The following is a 19079-nucleotide window of genomic DNA, read 5'->3' on the forward strand; positions in this document are numbered from 1 at the left end:
GATGTCTTATCAGACTAACGCAAAGGATGCCCAAAATGAGGTGTCGGAATTATTGCCGCTGGATGCAAATCGTTACCTGCGAATAGGTTGGTTGATTATTGGGCTTGGTATTGTGGGATTTTTTATCTGGTCAGCATTTGCGCCACTCGATAAGGGGGTGGCTTCTTCTGGTACTGTCGTCGTTGATGGTAATCGCAAAACGATACAGTCTCCGTTTAATGGCATTATCAGCCAAATTCAGGTGAAAGAGGGGGAACACGTAAAGGCTGGGCAGGTTTTGGTTCAGCTCAGTCAGGTGCAGGTTAATGCACAAATTGACTCCCTGAAGCAGCAGTTTTATACCACACTGGCAACAGAAGCCCGACTTTTGGCCGAGCAGCAAGGACAGGACGCTATTATTTTTCCGCCGATGTTATTGGATCAGCCGTCGGAGCCACGCATTAACGAGACTCTGGCCTTGCAAAGACAGCTTTTTTTATCACGTCGTGAAATGTTGCGCAGTGATTTGGCGGGAATGCAGCAAGCCGAAGAGGGACTGAATTTTCAAATCAAGGGGTTACGGGAAGCTTTGGTGAGTAAACAGCAGCAGCAAGTTTCGCTTAAGGAACAGGTGACGAATTTGCGGCCCTTGACGGAAGAGGGTTATTTCCCCCGCAACCGTTATCTGGAATTACTGCGTAGCCAAAGTGAATTAAGTGGCAGTATCGCGGAAATGACAGGAAAAGTTGGTCAGCTTGAAAAGCAGCGGCAGGAAACGCAGCAGCGGATTATCCAGCGTCAGGCAGATTATCAACGTGAAGTGCGCAGCCAATTGGCCGATGTACAGGTTCTGGCGAATGAGCTGGGAAATAAGCTGGAAACGGCACAATTTGATCGGTCACATACTTCTATTATTGCGCCAGTGGATGGTTCAGTGGTTGGGTTAACCGTGTTTACCCAAGGTGGCGTCGTGGCGGCGGGTGAGAAATTAATGGAGATCTTGCCAACTCAGCGTGCGCTGGAAGTTGAGGCGCGTTTGATGGTGAACCTGATTGATAAAGTGACCGTGGGGCAAGATGTTGATTTGATGTTTACTGCGTTTAACCAGAACCGGACACCGAAAGTCACGGGCAAGGTGATGGTGGTTTCGGCTGACCGTTTGGTGGATGAGCGGACAAGAGAGCCTTACTATCAGATGCGATTGAAAGTCAGTCCTGAAGGCATGGAGAAACTGGCAGGATTGAATATCAAACCGGGGATGCCGGTTGAAGTATTCGTCAAAACAGGTTCGCGTTCGTTGTTGAGTTATCTGTTCAAACCATTAATGGACAGGGCGTCTACCTCACTGATTGAGGAGTAATAGGGAATGTTGATGTATCACAGTTTTACCAATAGACGGACTTCTTTATCCCCCCTATTTTTCAGGAAATTCTTGCCAGCATCAGTGTTGCTGATGTCGATATTGATATTTCCCCGTTTTGCCAGCGCGCTTTCCTTAACGGAGGCTTATGCGCTGGCATTGCAGCATGATCCAACGTTTCAGGCTGCGATTAAAGAGCAGGAAGCGGGACAGGAGGAGAAAAATCTTGGGCTGGCGGAATTGTTGCCCAAGTTATCTTTTAGTTACCAGAATGCGCCCAAAAATTGGCAGAGGATGGATTCGCAATCTTTAGACCAGCGGGGAAGAAGCATCAAAGAGAGCCGTGATCGACAGTATGACAGCTATAGTGGTGCGATTATTTTGACCCAACCTGTGATCGATTTCGAGGTATGGGCGCGTTATCGAACCCGTCAGGCTTATGCTTTGATGAGTGATAGTCGCTTTCGGGCGGATAGCCAGCAATTGGCGGTCAGGGTAGTGAACAGTTATGTGGCCGTAGCTTATACGCAGGATCGATTGGCACAGGTTGTGCAACAGCGGGCGGCTTATGAGGAGCAACTGGAACGCAACCAGAAATTGTTTGCTTCCGGTGAAGGCACCCGTACCGATGTAGCGGAAACCCAGGCGCGTTACAGTCAGGTCTTGGCTGATGAATTAGCGGTGCAAGATGAACTGGATGCTGCTATTCGTGGCTTGCAGTTATTAGTTGGTGTACCGTTGCCCGCAGATGTACCGGTTAAGCGTTTATCTAATTCCCCACGGTTTAAAACCATTAAATTGGATTTAGAACACTACGCTGATTGGGAACAACGGGCATTACGTCAGAATCCACAACTGGCTGCTGCCCGCCAGAAAGTAGATGTGGCGTACCATGATATTGAGCGTAACCGGGCGGGATATCTGCCGAAACTGGAACTCTATGCTTCCCATAGTGAAAATAAATCCAGTAGCGATAACAGTATCGACCAAAAATACCGGACGGATTCCATTGGCTTACGACTGTCCATGAATCTCTATAATGGCGGAGGCACTGCGGCAGCGGTGCGCCAATCAGCCGCAAATTATGGCAAGACTAAATTCGAAATGGATGCGCAGACGGGGGAAACCCTGAATGCACTGCGGCGCAACTATAACGCTTGTGTGAATGGTGAAAAACGGATACGCGCCTATGAAACGGCGGTGGAAGCGGCTGCATTACAAGTAAAAGCGACGCAAAAAAGTGTGGCGTTGGGGCAGCGGGTAAATGTCGATATATTGAATGCCGAGCAACAGCTTTATACCGCCCGTCGTGAACTCTCTCAGGCAAAATATGACTATATGAAAGCGTGGATTGGGTTATTAGATGAATCCGGCCAATTACAGGGTGAACATATTCAGTTAATTTCTGATTATTTTGGTTGAGTTATTTCATGTAAGACATCGTTATTAAATAACGCCGTGATAATTTGCTATTAAGTTATAGGGAAGAATAATCAGCATATCCTATTAGCGGGTTATGCTGGTTTTTTATATTTAAAATTTAATAACTAAAATTAATATTTTTGATGGTTCTGTCGTATTAACAGAGAAAATCTGAGTCAATGTGGGGTTGGTTGTATTTTATACCTCATCAGTTCCACCCTCACCATCTCCACCATCTCCACCATCTCCACCATTGCCTCCATTTACACCATTGCCACCATCTCCACCTCTTCCATTATTTTTACCAGTTACACCATTGCCGCCGTTACCTCCATTTTTACAATCAGGAGTACCATTCTTACCATTTTCACCTTTTTCCCCGTCAAGGACAGAGCAGTTAACAGTTTCATTTATTTGTGCTGAATAGCTTGATGTAGAAAATAGTAGAGGCATAGTTAAGCTAAACAAAAAAAACAAATTTTTATTAATCATGTAATTACCCTAAATTACTTTATATTAACAATCAGTTACTTAGTATCACTACTAGCCCCATTACCACCATTTGAACTATACAGTTTCATATCAAAATTTAAACTTGTCGTGGGCTGTAATGAAAGATATGGAAAAAAATCTAAATAATCGTTCACCTGTTGACTTTTGGCTGGATGAAAACTAATAAACTGGGTGCCTTTAATAAAAATATAGACTGAGTTTTGGTAGTATACGGTGTACTCTGCTCGGAGAGTTATCTAGCTTCGAAAAAAACATTTGTTGAGTATATTGTTAATCGAGCATTTTAAAAGAATATAGATTATAAGAACCTATTTATATCCCCAATCCCATAATGTATTCGTGATTGGGGGGTTATCTATTTATTGTATTAAGAATTCACCTATCTGGTATCAGTCAGTCTCAGTTGCTGCAAATTCCCCTGTAGAGACAAATCTGTTCTTAACGAAGCAATTTGGCGGCAGAGATAAGCCATTTCTTTATGAGACGCTAATTTTTTTCGCCATTTATCCGGCAGGGCATCCAGATTTTGGAATAGATTATCCAGCGAATCCGCTTGTTGCAGCAGTGTGGCGGCCGTTTTGGGGCCAATTCCCTGAATGCCAGGAATTTTACTGCTACTGATACCTGCAAGCCCCCAGTAATCGGGAAGTTGGCCAGGTTCAACGCCAAACTCGTGCAAGACAAAAGGCAGATCCAGCCAACGTTTTTGGAAATAATCACGAATTTGGATATTGGGTGAAAGGAGCTGGCAATAGCCTTTATCCGTTGAAACGATAGTGACATTATGCCCGCTATTGGCGACTTTGGTTGCCAGTGTTGCGGCTAAATCATCCGCTTCATGCCCTTCTGCGTGCCAGCAAGTTACCCCTAGCGCATTGAATGCCTGCTTAATTAAGGGCAATTCTTGCTGCAAGTTGTCCGGCATGGCAGGGCGACCTGCTTTGTAATCAGGGAAAAGATGGTGACGCCAGCTATGGTTGCGGCCATCTTCATCAAATACCGCAACCGCGTGGGTAGGTGATGCGTGGACGATTAACTGCTTTAACGCGTGTTCACAGGCAGGAACACAAGGGCTTCCTTGCACTGCATGGATGCGTCGAATCAGGTTTAAGGCGTCCACAATTAAAAGATGTATCATTTGAGAAAAAGTACCCGTGATTTATTTGATTATCTCATAACAGGGTTCATAAGCAGCGCCTCCGGGAAGTTTCATGCGATCTTGCTCGACAAAATCTTGCAGGAGGTTATCCATGCGATGCATGATATCTGCATCGCCGTGGATCTTGAATACCCCATGTTTCTCTATAGCGTGGATACCCACTTCTTTGACATTACCCGCCACAATACCAGAAAATGCGCGCCGTAGCGCTGAGGCAAGTTTTTCCGCTGGTTGGTTTGGGTATAAATTCAAGTCAGCCATGTTTTCATGGGTTGGTATGAATGGCGATTGTAGATCAGAGCTGATTTTCAGTGACCAGTTGAAGCTATAGGCATCTCCGGTTGCGCGGCGCTTTTCTTTGACTTTCGGCATGGCTTTTTTCATTATACGTGCGACTTCTGAAGGGGCATCGACAATAATGCGATAGTGATGGCGAGCCTGCTCCCCCAGGGTATTAACGATAAATTCATCCAGCACCTGGAAGTAATTGGCGCTCTCTTTGGGGCCAGTCAGAACCAGCGGCAGAACTTGATCTTTGTTTTCAGGATGCATCAGGATAGACAACAAATACAGCAATTCTTCTGCCGTTCCCACTCCGCCAGGGAAGATAATGATGCCATGGGCAATACGGACAAAGGCCTCCAGACGTTTTTCAATATCAGGCATGATAATGAGTTCATTCACCAGCGGATTAGGGGGTTCTGCCGCAATAATTGAAGGTTCTGTGATGCCGATAAAACGACTTTTTTTGTAATTCTGTTGGGCATGTCCCACTGCGGCGCCTTTCATCGGTGCTTCCATTGCACCAGGACCACAACCCGTACAGATATTCAGTTCACGTAATCCAAGCTCATTGCCCACCTTGCGTCCATACAAGTACTCTTTCTCATTAATGGAATGGCCGCCCCAACAAACAATCATATTAGGATCTTCTGAGATATGCAGTGCCTTGGCGTTGCGTAGGATGGAGAAAATGGTATTGGTAATGTGCATACCATTTCCCATGTCCAAATGATGTCTTTTTTGTGCATCGGTAATTTGCGCGTGGACAAACAAAATATCGCGCAGTACTGCAAAAAGATTGGCTTGCAGGGAACGGATGATTTTACCATCGACAAAGGCTTCTTCGGGGGGATTAATCAGTTTCAGTTTTACGCCACGCTCTCTGCGCAGTACGTTGATATCAAAATTTTGATATTTTGAGAGTAATTCCTTACTGTTATCTGTTTGACTACCTGAATTAAGAACCGCCAGTGAACAATTACGGAAAAGGCGGTATAAATCACTGCTTGCGGTACGCTTGAGCATATCTACTTCAAGCTGAGAGAGTAAATCCATTGATCCTAATGGATTGACATGTGTAATCAAGAATGACTCCTTTTACCCCTTGTGGGGATTCCTCAGTAATGATTTATACCCTATTGGGTATAACTGACTTTATCCACAGTTTAGCTAGCGGTCACTCATCCAAGTTATTTCGATTACTGACGGGCTAACCTTTCTCTTGCAGGAATAAACGCTTCGTTACTGCGCCACGGATTGATATCCAACCCTCCCCGACGGGTATAGCGTGCATAAACAGTGAGTTTTTCAGGTGCACATAATGTCATTAAGTCATTGAAAATACGCTCAACACATTGTTCGTGAAATTCATTGTGATGCCGGAAAGAAACTAAGTAGCGCAATAACTTTTCCTGATCGATTTTTGGGCCTTGATAGCGGATCATAACCGATCCCCAATCGGGTTGGTTGGTGATCAGGCAATTTGATTTTAGCAAATGGCTAACCAGGGTTTCTTCAACGACAGGGCCAGTGGCTGCGTTGTTAAGATAATCGCGACTGAATTGATAATCATCAATTTCAATGTCCTGATTATCGATGCAGTTTCCGGCAAATTCGGCAATTGGCTGTTGGCTGAAATCGTGCAGGGGATGCAGAACCACTTCAATATTGCCATTGGCGCAAGCAGATAAATCTTGTTGCAACGTTTTTTGTACCGTTTCCCAATCAGCAAAACGGGTTTGGTTAAAGCTGTTGAGATAAAGTTTAAAGCTTTTTGATTCGATAAGGTTTTCACTGGCCGCATCCAAGTTGACGTGACCGATGGCAACTTGAGGAACGCCACGTGCGTTGAGCCAGGAGAGTTCGTACATTGTCCAGATATCTGCACCATGAAAAGGGAGATTATCAGGAAACAGCCCAAGTGGTTCCCGGTTCATACTGCGGGGAACCGCTTGTAATAAAGTCGGATCGTAGTTATCGCGGTAAGGGGTTGGTTTACCCAATGTGAGTTGGGAAAGTGCATGATTATCTTGATATAAAGACATTAGAATTCCTTAAGGCTGAAAAATTTTATGATCGAGATGGTCTTTACAACAAAGAGCGTCTTGATGACTAAAATCATCTGTAGTGTATCAAGGAATCCAAATGGTTCGTATTTTTTTCCCCCAGAGTTATCGAACTAACATTATTGTTGATGTGATTAGCGTGATGGCTAGGCAAGCTGAATTAAATAGTAGATATATTGCTATATCTACTATTTATTAGGGGGCTATTAACCAGAAAGCAATTAATCGGACAGCAATGTATCCAATAATGGTGATCTAAATAAATGATGTGGATCGTACTTTTGTAATGCTGAAACTGCCGAAGCCCAGTTGTTATCAGCAGGCAAGCCATCAGTTAATGAAGTTGGGATTGTTTTGGTTAATATCTCTTTATCTTCCCATGCAGTTTTAGAACCATAAGCCCAGCCTTTACTCCATTCAACACGAGCAGAGGCATAAGAACCGTCAAATTCGTTGAATAGCCATTGTTCAAGTTGGCGAAAAAATTCAATAGCATCGGGGGTTTTTGGAAAAGTCAAAACGTCAATCCAAACAGCCACATCCCATTCTGGATGATCTAAACGGGGACGAATGGCGGATAAACTGGGAACCGTTGCTCCTGTTACCATGACTTCAGCAGGATCATCTAATCCCGTTACCCTCACTTCAAGAGGACTATTGATGGGATATTTTAGTTGTTCTTCATATTGTTGTATGAGTGCCCCCCATTGGGTATAAAATTTGTTCATTACAAGCTGGATGTGAGTACGTTGTGTCAATATCGCATAACCATTTGCTGTAACACGCAATGTGGTTGGCTTGACATATAACAACAGGTTCTTACTCCAACCCCAGATATCTTTTCCCCTATTTTGCAAAGAATCATGGACATGCTGATATTGTATTTGATTTATTAAAGGCGTTATAAATGGGAATGCAGTAACCGCATCCTCCACGATATCTGATAAAGTTAATGAAATATTGTCGGAAAATGGATAGTTATAAGGCGTTGTTACCTCGATGCTGGTGGCTGGTTTGGTTGGTGCCACACTCCAGACTTTTAGCCACGGCTTCTTGGTAAAGGGAAATAAAATGATTTCAGCCCGACCACTTTGATCCAGAAAATAACTAAACGTCCGTTTTTCTTTCGCGTTTTCTGGCAGGGAAAATAACTCATCTGCAGGGATATCGGTAAAACTTTGACACCGAAGGCGTTGATTTTTACCCGCCTGAAATTGCACTTCTAAAATTAGGGCGCAGCCAATATGCGTGAGTAGCGGTGCACAATCAGGTTCATTGCGTTCAAAACGTTTAACCGTATATTGCTGACTTTCTTTATCCCATACAACAGCAGACAGGGATAATATCGTGTTACTCAGAGAACCAAATGTGTGTCCAGGAAGTGGGATTTCGTCAACAGCTTTAATGGCAGTTCCATGCCCGTTTATTGCGAGAACCGCGCCGAGTGTTAAATCACCAGGAGCAGGTGTGGCAGTAAAGCCCAGGCCCTGTTCTTCCATTTGGGTCATCAACGTTTCCATCAGGATGCCCGTTTGTGCGGTCACCAGGCAAAATTGGGAGCGATGCTCGATATTGACATGGGTGAAATGAGCAGAAAGATCCATTAACATAATATTATCTTTGGGACTTTTTCCTGATCCCAATATGAGTGGAGACCAATTATGTGATTGCCCAATAGGCCTTAATTTATAATTTTCTTTCCATGCCCAATTGGCAACGGAAATGACTTCTTCAACCGTTTTTGGTATGCAGCATGGCATATTATTGGCACTAATTTCTCCAGACCAATTCTTAAAATTAATAGTTTTCCAGGTTACCTCTTTGGGAAAGTTGTATAAATTAAATTCTATTTCATTAATTATTGGTTTTTGTAAGTCAATATCTTCTTGTTTAATTGGTTCTTTGGATGACATATTCTATTTCCTTATTTTTCAATTTCTAGGAGATGATGTTTGAATATGAATTCAACGGTCAACCTACTTGTTATTAATTTTTTTTAAAGAAAATTATCATTTTAATAGCTAGTGGCTATTATGTATCAGTGGATGTGAAAATATGTCTGATATTTAATATATTATGGTTTTTATTTTTAGATGGATCTTATTTGTTATAGAATATAAAGCTATGATGAATCCAATAATTGATTGGAATATATTTAAGACTCTTGAAAAGAATTAGGCTATATCAACATTTTTTCATTAAGATGGTAACATCACTTTTATAAGCCTGAAAATAGGGATGATATAATAATATGACCTTTAATGTGACAGAGGCACTCTCTGACTTTACCCGACGTTATGTTGAATTATGGCAAGAGAAAACAGGGTTTCCGCCAGCCAGCAGTGAGTTGTATGGCATACCTTCACCTTGTATCGAGCGTACGGGAGATGGTGTGGTGTATTGGCTTCCACGGTCGTTTTCTGCCCAAGAAAAACTTAGTAAGGTAGAAACTGCACTGGAGATCCGTTTGCAGGATGCTATCCATGATTACTATGTGATGCAGTTTGCGGGTGATATGACTGCCAGTTTTGCCGGGCAAAATTTCAGCCTAATTCAGGTATGGAGTGAAGATGATTTCATTCGCTTGCAGGAAAATCTGATTGGTCATCTTGTGACACAGAAGCGGTTAAAGCTCTCACCTACCGTCTTTATTGGGACGACTGATTCCGATATGGGATTGATTTCTTTGTGTAATTTGACAGGGCAAGTGATTCTTGAACGGTTTGGCAGCCAGGAGCGGAAAGTTTTATCCGCAGATTTGACAAGTTTCCTTTCGGTTATCAATCCCGTTGTGTGCAATTGATTGCAGATATTGATTGGCTTTTTTGTAAGAGATATCTCACATTTTACGTGAGATATTTCTTCTAATCATGACGTGAATATTATTCATTGAAATTATTTTTATTCTATATCAATAACATGTGTAATTTTATCTCAATGTGAATTTTTCATATTGCTTACGATTCTGATTCAGTGGCTTGTTTCAAGAGGCTGGATCGTAGATCCTTTCACTGTTCCGCAAGGAACCATTGTAAAACAATAACCAGGGAATAAATCCATCGGGAAGATGGTGCAAGGATGATTAGGTACAAGCAGGAACGCTAAAAACCATTAGTATAATGATTGAATAAAGGATAACTGACAAGGATGTATTTTGTCAGGGAAATTAGCAGGAAGCACCCCATGTAGCAGGATTGCTATGACAGCCACTCAAGAGGAGAGAGAAAATCTCTCCTCTTAACTCCATTCTAACTATTTACTTTTAACTATTGCCGCCATTTTTCCTGTCGTAATTTTTCCGCTGAAATCGTATCAATGATACTCTTATGTCCCAATGACACGGTGGCAGTTTTTGTCATCTGAGCAATAGACAAGCATCAGACGAAACATCATGAGTATCGAGAAACAAATTCTACATAAATTGCAATTAATTGAAGCTACCATGAAAACGGTAGGCATATGGCAAAATTATCCGCCTAAGCCAGAAGCCTTTGAAAGTATCGAACCTTTTTCCATTGATACCATGTCAGCAGAAGAGTGGCTCCAGTGGGTATTAATTCCAAGGATGCGCGCCTTGATAGAACAAAAAGCCTGTTTACCAACGGCATTTACCATCGCCCCATATTTTGAAGAAGTGTATAAAGAAGAAGTAGAGCGTTTTTTCCCTTTACTTGAACACTTACGGGCATTGGACAACCTGTTTACGCAGGATGCCTGATATGCTGGAGATTATTTATCAGGATAAACATATTGTTGCAGTCAATAAGCCTGCCGGATGGTTGGTTCACCGGAGTTGGTTGGCGCGCCATGAAACTGTTTTTGTGATGCAAACATTGCGCGATCAAATTGGACAGCATGTTTTCCCTGTTCATCGTCTGGATCGGCCAACATCGGGTGTTTTATTGATGGCGCTTTCAAGCGAAGTAGCCAGGACACTTGCACAACAATTTGAATTCCATACTATACAAAAAACATATCACGCAGTTGTGCGGGGTTATGTTGAAGGTGATGATATTATCGACTATGCCCTAATGGAAGAGTTGGATAAAATTGCGGATAAATTTGCTGATACAGATAGAGCAGCACAACCCGCCGTTACTTATTATCGTTCGTTGGCAAAAGTAGAGTGTCCGGTTGAGATAGGGCGTTATCCAACATCTCGTTTCAGTCTGTTGGAGCTGATGCCAAAAACGGGACGTAAGCATCAATTGCGGCGGCATATGGCACATATTCGACACCCGATCATTGGGGATACCACGCACGGCGATTTGCGACAAAATCGAGGAGTTGCTAAATATTATCAGACTGGCAGGTTAATGCTGCATGCCAGCCACCTTCAACTCAAGCATCCCGTGACAGGAGAGAACCTTCTCCTCACTGCGCGTTGGGATCAATCATGGCAATATTTGCTTGAACAATTTGGTTGGCGGGGTATTGTGCCTGATCTGGAATGTTTCACTATTCATGAATGAACGCAGTATCAAACTGATTAAAGGGATCAATATCTATGGCAAAGATTGGTATTTTCGTTGGTACAGTTTATGGCAATGCGTTAGCGGTTGCAGAAGAAGCACAGCAGATACTTGAGCAGCAGGGGCATAAGGTTGTGGTTTTTGAAGATGCAACCTTAGAACAATGGCAAGAGTATTTGCAACACGTTGTCTTAGTGGTGACTTCGACAACAGGACAAGGTGATCTGCCTGATAATATCCAGCCACTCTATACAGAATTAAATGATAAGTTGGGCTATCAGCCCGATCTGAGTTACGGCGTGATTGCGTTAGGTGACAGCAGTTACGACACTTTCTGTGGTGGTGGCCGTACTTTTGATGAACTGTTACAGGAACAGGGAGCCAAACGAATCGGCGAGGTACTGTTGATTGATGCAATTGAGGTTGTTGAACCTGAAGTCTTTGCTCAGAACTGGATTGAAGAGTGGGGGGCTTTGTTGTAAGGAAATGAACGACTACACCGCTTATACCTTTATTGGGTTCGAGAATTGGGGAAAATAAGCGGTGTATAAGCAAGCTGACATAATTTATTTACGGGCCAGCTTTTCTAAATCTGCTTCAATTTCTGCAATCTTATTCGCAACGACATGTTCGAGATGGCGTAAGTCGTCGAGGATTTTGCGTTGCAAATCCACTTCTATTTGATCACGTTTGCAGATCTGATCCAACTCTTCAATGACATAACGTAGGTTGGTGTTTATCTCTTTGACTTCTTTATAACCCTGGCTAGAGTGGGCGTCAGAGATGGTCTTTAACTGGCGTGGATACTTAAATTTAACGCTTTTGGCGAAAAATTCGCCTTTGTCTTTGCGGAAATAAATCTTCAGAATGTCGTTATTCGCTTCCTGACGGAGGCTATAGCGATCAATATCTTCAGGATGTGTGATCCCCAAACTTTTCAAGTTATCGTACATAACGCGCCACCTAGTCATCTAAATGAAATGGAAAGGCTAAAAATAGTGGATTTATTATCCATTTCATAATCGTTAAAAGTCAAATGGTTAATGGGGATTGAGGAAATACTAATCGAAACAGGTTAGTTTTCAGTAGAAAAGTAGAACAACAAGAGGACAATAAAGTAACATGTTTTCTTATTGAACTTAAGATCTAATCAAACTAATATCATGTCAAGAGATATTTATCAATTTGGTAACTATACGCATTAAACTTCAAGTTGCAATTTACAACATGATATGAAATCACACGCATCTTGAAGTTAGATTGGTATATATTGTCTATATTGTCCATTTAGATAAGTAGAGCTGAGAGGAAGACATGCCAAAAAAATTGGTGGATCCTGAAAAGATTAATGCAGTCTTTGCTCATTTGAACGAAGGCTCAGATAATCATGCCCTCTATATTTCATTAATGGGCGGAACAGATATTACAAATCAGATAAGAGGGTTAGTATTTTCTCCTGGCTATCGTATGGTTCGTGTCGACGGCCGATTGGGGGAGTGGATTAGTCAGTCTCATTTTGAGCTAGCCTTGATTAATGATGTCTCTAAAGAAGTTGTTTATTATAACAGGGTAGTTATACAGCCGGATGTTGTATTAAATTGCCGCCCTGTAACACAAATTCTTGTGTGGCGAATTAGGACACCTCAACATCGAGCTGTCCTACGTGACTTAGCCGGTAAGGTATTCTTTGATTATTTAATTGAACGGTATGATGTCATTGTATCAGATATGAACCAGACAACTGACGGTATGGCTTTTTGGCAGGATCGGATGTATGACGCACTGGCATATAGTATGCATGTTTATTCTTATGACATGATTTCTGGTGAGTTGCACAAAATTCTGACCCAAAATGATGTTAGCAGTCAAGAAATTTGGTTATGGGGAGATCCTGAACACTACCAAAATAGATTGGCAATCATTTCTAAAAACGAGTTACCTATTCAATAGAATTGTTTCAGTAAGTTATCTTCTATAGACGAAAAATTGTTTTCTCCGGATCGATAGTGAAGCGGCTATACATTTATATAATATATAGCCGCTCGGTAATTCTGTGAACTTATTAACTTATTTATGAAATAGAAAGTTTATATCGTTAGTCAATATTTCTCAGCAGTTCATTAATACCCACTTTGCCACGGGTTTTGGCATCAACCTTTTTCACAATAACAGCACAATACAGGCTGTAACTGCCATCTTTTGATGGAAGATTACCGGATACAACGACAGAACCCGCTGGTACGCGGCCATAATGGATTTCGCCGGTTTCGCGATCATAGATTTTGGTGCTTTGGCCGATGTAAACACCCATTGAGATCACGGAGCCTTCTTCTACGATAACGCCTTCTACAATCTCAGAACGTGCACCGATAAAGCAGTTGTCTTCAATGATGGTTGGGTTGGCCTGTAATGGCTCCAGGACACCGCCAATGCCCACTCCGCCGGATAAGTGAACATTTTTACCGATCTGTGCACAGGAACCGACTGTTGCCCAGGTATCTACCATTGTGCCTTCATCCACGTAAGCACCGAGGTTGACGTAAGATGGCATCAGTACGGTATTGCGTGCAATATAAGCCCCTTGGCGGACAGCTGCAGGAGGTACGACACGGAATCCTTCTTTTTCGAAACGAGCCTGATCATAGTCAGCGAATTTCATCGGCACTTTGTCGAAATAGCGACTTTCAGCACCTTCCATCACCTGATTGTCATTAATGCGGAAGGAAAGCAATACCGCTTTTTTCAGCCATTGATGAGTGACCCACTCGCCGTCGATTTTTTCAGCGACACGCAGTTTGCCACTGTCCAGCATTTGAATAACCTGATTAATGGCATCGCGGGTTGTGCCATCAACGGTAGTTGGGGTGATATTAACGCGATCTTCAAATGCATTTTCGATAGTTGTTTGTAATTGCTGCATAAGTATGCGGTTCCTAATTTCTGTTAAGAGAATCTTGTTATAGTTTATCTCGTGTGTTGAGAGCCTCTGTCAACCTTTCTGATAGTTCATCCCTGATTTTTTTATGTAATGCGTTTTGATCTTTATCCGCTAATACAAAAAAGTCTTCCACACGTTCACCAATAGTCGTAATGCGGGCGCCATGTAAGGAAACACCCAATTCGGCGAAAATATTGCCTACCCGTGCCAATAATCCAGGCTGATCCAATGCAACTAATTCCATATAAGTACGGCGAGCATTTTTTGTTGGTAAAAAGTTAACTTTGGTTGGGACATTAAAATGGCGTAACTTGGCAGGCAAATTGCGTGCCTTTGGGACTTTAGGATGTGGATCGTTCATGACTTTCAATAAGGCACGGCGGATAGGTTCGTGACGATCAAACGCCAGTGGATGACCATTAGGATCTAAAACAACAAATGTATCCATCGCCATTTCATCACGATTAGTGAAGATTTGAGCATCATGGACACTTAAATTACGTTTGTCCAATTCCCCAACAACGGCCGCAAAAAGCGAAGGCCGGTCCTGGCACCAAATAAAAATTTCTGTACCACCGTGAGAAAAGGCGGTACTGATCAAAACCATGGGTTCCAAAGGGGAGTGATGGATTAAATGGCTAGCATGCCACGCTAATTGGTCGGGAGTATGGCGCAGGAAATAATCTGCATGGCAACGGCTCCAGATATTGTGTAAGCGCTGTTCGTCGATATTTTCCTGGCGTAGAAGGGCTAATGCTTGTAAGCGATTGTGACGGATTCGTTCCCGTAAATCAGGGGTATTTTGAATTCCCTGGCGCAATTGCGTTGCAGTGGCGAAATAGAGTTCACGTATCAGGCTTTGTTTCCAGCTGTTCCAGAGTTTAGCGTTGGTAGCACAAATATCAGCAACGGTCAGGCAGACTAAGTAATTAAGGCGGTTTTGGTTTTTAACCTGGCTGGCAAATTGCTGAATGATTTCTGGATCTTGAATATCCCGACGTTGTGCAGTCACTGACATCAGCAGATGATCGCGAACCAGCCATTCCACTAATCCAGCTTCGTGGTTTGTCAAACCATGCTGTCGCGCAAATGTGAAGGCATCTTTAGCGCCAAGCTCAGAATGATCGCCATTGCGTCCTTTAGCAATATCATGGAAAAAAGCGGCCAGCCGTAATAGCTCTGGTTGAGGAAGATGTGGGTAAAGTTCAACACACAGAGGGTGGATCACACGGTTATTTTCATCAGCAAAACTTTCCAGTTTTTGCAGTACGCGGATGGTGTGTTCGTCAACGGTATAAGCATGAAAAAGGTCAAATTGCATCTGGCCGACAATATTGCTCCAAAAAGGCATATAAGCCCCTAAGACACTATGAAGGTGCATTGGGAGTAATGCCCCTGTAACTGCATGGGGATGGCGCAGAATATCCATGAAAATTTTTCGTGCTTTAGGATATTCACACAACGGAGCGGTCAGATTTCTACGGGCATAACGCAGTTGGCGCAATGTGGTGGAATAGATCCCCTCAATTTCACGATGTTCAGCCATGTGATAAAACATTCTCAAGATTGAAGTAGGATCACGGCTAAATAGCGTTTCATCAATGAGATCGATAAGGTTTCCCCGCAATTGAAACTCAGTGTTCAGGAAACGTGGTTTTTCATTGGGCTGCAAGGCCAAAATGGCTTCATTAAACAGTTGCAGCAGCATGTTATTTAGCTCACTGACACGGCGAGTCATGCGATAGAAATCTTTCATCATTTGCTCGACCGGCTGATTTCTTTTCCCTTCATAGCCGAGCAGCTGGGCGACACTAAATTGGTGTTCGAACAGCAACCGGTTATCGTAACGGGTAACAACCAAATGGAGCGCAAAACGGATACGCCAGAGAAAATTCTGACACTCGTTCAATTCATTGCGTTCTTCCTGGGTCAGGAAACCAAAATTGACCATTTCATCTAAGGAGGTGGCACCAAAATGGCGATGAGCGACCCAAAGTAATGTGTGAATATCGCGTAGTCCACCTGGGCTGCTTTTGATATCAGGCTCCAGATTGTAACTGGTGCTGTGATAGCGTCGGTGACGTTTTCTTTGTTCAGTAATTTTAGCTGCAAAAAATTGAGTGGATGGCCAGAAATCATCGCTGAAAATATATCTCTGCATGCGCAGAAAGAGAGATAAATCTCCACAAATCAAACGGGATTCAATGAGGTTAGTCGCGATAGTGGGGTCGGAAAGCCCTTTTTGCTGGCATTCTTCGAATGTCCTGACACTGTGGCCGACTTCAAGACGAATATCCCAAAGCAGGGCAATTAACTGCCCAAGGCGAGTTGATTGCGTTTCAGTCAATGGCGATTGGCTCAAAATCAATAGATCAATGTCAGAGAGAGGATGTAATTCGCGGCGACCATAACCACCGACCGCAATCAAGGAAAAGGAATTGATCTGATCAAATCCCTGTTCCTGCCATAATCGTTTTAAAAGTTGATCAATATAGTCACTGCGGGTGTAAATCAGTGCATCCGCTGAGATCCCTGCCTTGAATGCGTGCTCAAGCCAGAGCTGGAATTCATCAATATGCTGTTTAAGCGCGGGGAATTGCAGGTCATCGTGGGAAAACTCCACAGGAGAAAGAGGCGGAACGGGGGCTTGCGTTAAGGAGATATCAACCGGCATATGCAGAAACCTATCGTGAGAAAACTCATGATGATCAGATTACTGAGAAAATAATAGGATGAACAGGGGTTATTGTCCTGTTTTGTCCCCATTCCCTCAGACAGTGTTTTCCAATCAGTTTCTGCTAAAGCGTCGATAATACCTTCCACAATAACCTATACCAATCGTCTTTCAAGATGCGTCTTATATCTCCCCGCTACGCGGGGAGATATAAACAATCACATTGATTTGCAAGCTGCAACTTGAAGTTGGATTGGCATATAAAGATAATTTTCATTAATTCTATATTAATCTATGAGGTAGTGGAATTGGCTTTATTTTAGAATCAATAAGTTTAAAGGATGGTGAATATTTTATTTCCAATATATTTTTGGTTTTATAATCCATAAATATTTCTTTGTGATTTAGGCCATATTGAAAATCAGCTAATAAATATAAAAATAGACCGTGTCACCTTTTATAAATAATTATTAACTGATTAATTAATTTAACTATGGCAATAAAAATATTCAACCAAATAAAAGTGGGGCTACTGGGCTGGGCGATGTTTGTCATACACATCGCACAAGCCGATGAACTTCCCTTTAATCATCAAGCGCAAGAACCGCATCTGGCATCCCCGCCAGCGATACTGGACAGTCAGCGTCAACAGCAAAAAATATTGCTGGATGATGCCCAGCAACAACGGGAAGATTTGCGGAAAAAATCGGTTATTCCCGAACAAATAATGGAGAGTGCGCCGACCATTGATACACAGTGCGTCAACATTAACGAAATCCTATTTCAAGGCGCAGAGTCCTTATCTACATCTATACAGTACACAGTGACCCAACCTTATGTGCATCGTTGCGTGACACTGACTGAGCTTAAGCAATTGGTGCGAGCAGTCACTAACGCCTATATCACAGAGGGCTATATCACTTCGCAAGCCTACCTGCCTGAACAAAGTCTCTCTGATGGCAAACTCCACATTACGGTAATAGAAGGCCGGGTTGATGCCATTGAAATTGACGGAAAACCGCCCCGTATGGCAAAGATGCTGTTTCCGGGGATAGTGGGAAAGATCCTAAATTTGCGCGATATTGAACAGGGACTGGAGCACCTTAATCGTCTGGCTTCGTCCCGTTTCACCATTGAGATCAAACCAGGTACACAACCCGGGTACTCTACAGTGCATATTCGGCAGCAAGCCCGTCGCTTTCCGGGCAGGGGATTGATCAGCGTCGATAACAGCGGTCAAAAAGGGATAGGCGAATATCAGGCAAGTGCCGGGTTGGTATTGGATGCCCCTTTGGGATTGGGTGAACAGTGGTCGTTCTCCTGGCTACAGGATACGGATTTTAGGCCGGCGGGACATAGCCGTAGTCTGGCGCTGTCAATGAGTGTTCCCTATGGCTATTGGACCGCACGTTACCACTATTTTTACCATACCTCGCGGCAAGAACTGGCTATCATGGGGGAAAATTATCCCTATGACAGTGAAAACCAGACACACCAGCTTGATATCACCCGCACACTTTATCGGGATGGAAAGCAAAAATTAGGTTTACAAGCCGGTGGACGTCATAAGGCAGTGAAAAACGCGATTGCCGATCAAAAACTCTTTTTAAGCAGTCCGGTGATAAAAACAGCCTATATCGGCGCCCAGTACAGTACCCTATTGGGAGGCGGTTATTTTACCTTCAGACCCGCCTTTGAGTATGGAAACGCGGTCACATCCCCTCCTCTCGCAACCCGAAATACTTTCCGTAAATTCAACTTAAGCAGCAGTTATTATTACCCTTTCTCCCCCAATACCGCGTATTTAACCTCATTTTATGGGCAATTGACTCCCGATGATTTGCCCTCCCCTGAACGGCTGTCTCTGGGGGGATTGTACTCGATACGGGGATATAAAACCCAATACCTGAGTGGTAACCAAGGGTTCTACTGGAGACAGGAGGTCACCCATCAACTTGACGTCGGTCAGATTGGTGTACTGACGTTTATGGGGGCATTGGATTATGGCCATCGGGTTGGACAGTCTCGCTATGGCGTGGCAAAGGCCCATTTATTAGGCAGTGCCCTTGGTGTCACGCTGACACAACAGGTGATGTCATCCCAGCTCATGATTGGTAAGCCACTGTATTACCCGCACACGCTAAAGCCTGATGCGTGGTCGTTTTATGCCAGCGTTTCACTCGAATTTTAAGTTAACCCTGATAAGAAAAGGTA

16 protein-coding genes are annotated in these 19079 nt (G+C 43.2%); 8 read left to right on the top strand and 8 right to left on the bottom strand.

Features of this window, described 5'->3' with window-relative positions:
* Position 1 precedes the first annotated feature (1 nt).
* Both WDV74_RS02595 and WDV74_RS02600 read left to right on the top strand, forming a co-directional pair.
* Positions 2-1339, top strand: a complete 1338-nt coding sequence (locus WDV74_RS02595) for an HlyD family type I secretion periplasmic adaptor subunit (RefSeq protein ID WP_338884421.1) — start codon at positions 2-4, stop codon at positions 1337-1339.
* Between the two features lie 93 nt (positions 1340-1432).
* Positions 1433-2761 (top strand): TolC family outer membrane protein, encoded by a 1329-nt coding sequence (locus tag WDV74_RS02600; protein WP_338885518.1) that lies wholly within the window; start codon positions 1433-1435, stop codon positions 2759-2761.
* A gap of 198 nt (positions 2762-2959) precedes the next feature.
* Here WDV74_RS02600 and WDV74_RS02605 read toward each other — a convergent pair whose 3' ends face one another.
* From WDV74_RS02605 to WDV74_RS02625, 5 genes are all read right to left on the bottom strand, one after another.
* Positions 2960-3253: a hypothetical protein gene (locus WDV74_RS02605; RefSeq protein ID WP_338884423.1), complete on the bottom strand. Its 294-nt coding sequence runs from the start codon at positions 3251-3253 to the stop codon at positions 2960-2962.
* A gap of 400 nt (positions 3254-3653) precedes the next feature.
* Positions 3654-4412, bottom strand: coding sequence for a flap endonuclease Xni (gene xni / locus WDV74_RS02610; protein WP_338884425.1), 759 nt, complete (start codon positions 4410-4412; stop codon positions 3654-3656).
* Between the two features lie 21 nt (positions 4413-4433).
* Positions 4434-5801 carry a nucleotide 5'-monophosphate nucleosidase PpnN gene (gene ppnN / locus WDV74_RS02615; protein ID WP_338884427.1) on the bottom strand — a complete coding sequence of 456 codons (1368 nt, stop codon included), beginning with the start codon at positions 5799-5801 and terminating at the stop codon, positions 4434-4436.
* Positions 5802-5914: 113 nt separating this feature from the next.
* Positions 5915-6760, bottom strand: a complete 846-nt coding sequence (gene queF / locus WDV74_RS02620) for an NADPH-dependent 7-cyano-7-deazaguanine reductase QueF (protein WP_338884430.1) — start codon at positions 6758-6760, stop codon at positions 5915-5917.
* 242 nt (positions 6761-7002) lie between these two features.
* Positions 7003-8694 carry a cholesterol oxidase substrate-binding domain-containing protein gene (locus WDV74_RS02625; RefSeq protein ID WP_338884432.1) on the bottom strand — a complete coding sequence of 564 codons (1692 nt, stop codon included), beginning with the start codon at positions 8692-8694 and terminating at the stop codon, positions 7003-7005.
* Positions 8695-9032: 338 nt separating this feature from the next.
* On the opposite strand from WDV74_RS02625, the gene syd reads away from it, so the two are divergent.
* The 4 genes from syd (at position 9033) to WDV74_RS02645 (ending at position 11735) form a co-directional block, all read left to right on the top strand.
* Positions 9033-9584, top strand: coding sequence for a SecY-interacting protein (gene syd, locus WDV74_RS02630; protein WP_338884434.1), 552 nt, complete (start codon positions 9033-9035; stop codon positions 9582-9584).
* A gap of 588 nt (positions 9585-10172) precedes the next feature.
* The gene (locus WDV74_RS02635) at positions 10173-10499 is read left to right on the top strand and encodes a YqcC family protein (RefSeq protein WP_338884436.1); all 327 of its coding nucleotides are present in this window, start codon (positions 10173-10175) and stop codon (positions 10497-10499) included.
* Position 10500: 1 nt separating this feature from the next.
* Positions 10501-11253 carry a tRNA pseudouridine(65) synthase TruC gene (gene truC, locus WDV74_RS02640; protein ID WP_338884438.1) on the top strand — a complete coding sequence of 251 codons (753 nt, stop codon included), beginning with the start codon at positions 10501-10503 and terminating at the stop codon, positions 11251-11253.
* A 35-nt stretch (positions 11254-11288) separates the two neighbouring features.
* A complete protein-coding gene (locus tag WDV74_RS02645; protein WP_338884440.1) occupies positions 11289-11735 on the top strand; it encodes a flavodoxin in 447 nt (148 codons plus the stop codon).
* Positions 11736-11819: 84 nt separating this feature from the next.
* Here WDV74_RS02645 and WDV74_RS02650 read toward each other — a convergent pair whose 3' ends face one another.
* Complete coding sequence (locus WDV74_RS02650) at positions 11820-12206, bottom strand: DUF3461 family protein (protein ID WP_047769036.1); 387 nt, start codon at positions 12204-12206, stop codon at positions 11820-11822.
* A 361-nt stretch (positions 12207-12567) separates the two neighbouring features.
* Here WDV74_RS02650 and WDV74_RS02655 point away from each other — a divergent pair, with 361 nt between their 5' ends.
* On the top strand, positions 12568-13203 hold the full coding sequence (locus WDV74_RS02655; protein WP_338884442.1) for a hypothetical protein: 636 nt from the start codon (positions 12568-12570) through the stop codon (positions 13201-13203).
* Positions 13204-13348: 145 nt separating this feature from the next.
* Here WDV74_RS02655 and dapD read toward each other — a convergent pair whose 3' ends face one another.
* Both dapD and glnD read right to left on the bottom strand, forming a co-directional pair.
* A complete protein-coding gene (dapD, locus tag WDV74_RS02660; protein WP_338884444.1) occupies positions 13349-14173 on the bottom strand; it encodes a 2,3,4,5-tetrahydropyridine-2,6-dicarboxylate N-succinyltransferase in 825 nt (274 codons plus the stop codon).
* A 37-nt stretch (positions 14174-14210) separates the two neighbouring features.
* Positions 14211-16865, bottom strand: a complete 2655-nt coding sequence (gene glnD / locus WDV74_RS02665; RefSeq protein WP_338884446.1) for a bifunctional uridylyltransferase/uridylyl-removing protein GlnD — start codon at positions 16863-16865, stop codon at positions 14211-14213.
* A gap of 493 nt (positions 16866-17358) precedes the next feature.
* On the opposite strand from glnD, the gene WDV74_RS02670 reads away from it, so the two are divergent.
* Entirely contained in the window at positions 17359-19056 is a 1698-nt protein-coding gene (locus WDV74_RS02670; protein ID WP_338884448.1) for a ShlB/FhaC/HecB family hemolysin secretion/activation protein, read from the top strand.
* The last annotated feature ends 23 nt before the right edge of the window (positions 19057-19079 follow it).

Source organism: Xenorhabdus sp. TH1, from assembly GCF_037260955.1.
GTDB lineage: Bacteria > Pseudomonadota > Gammaproteobacteria > Enterobacterales > Enterobacteriaceae > Xenorhabdus > Xenorhabdus griffiniae.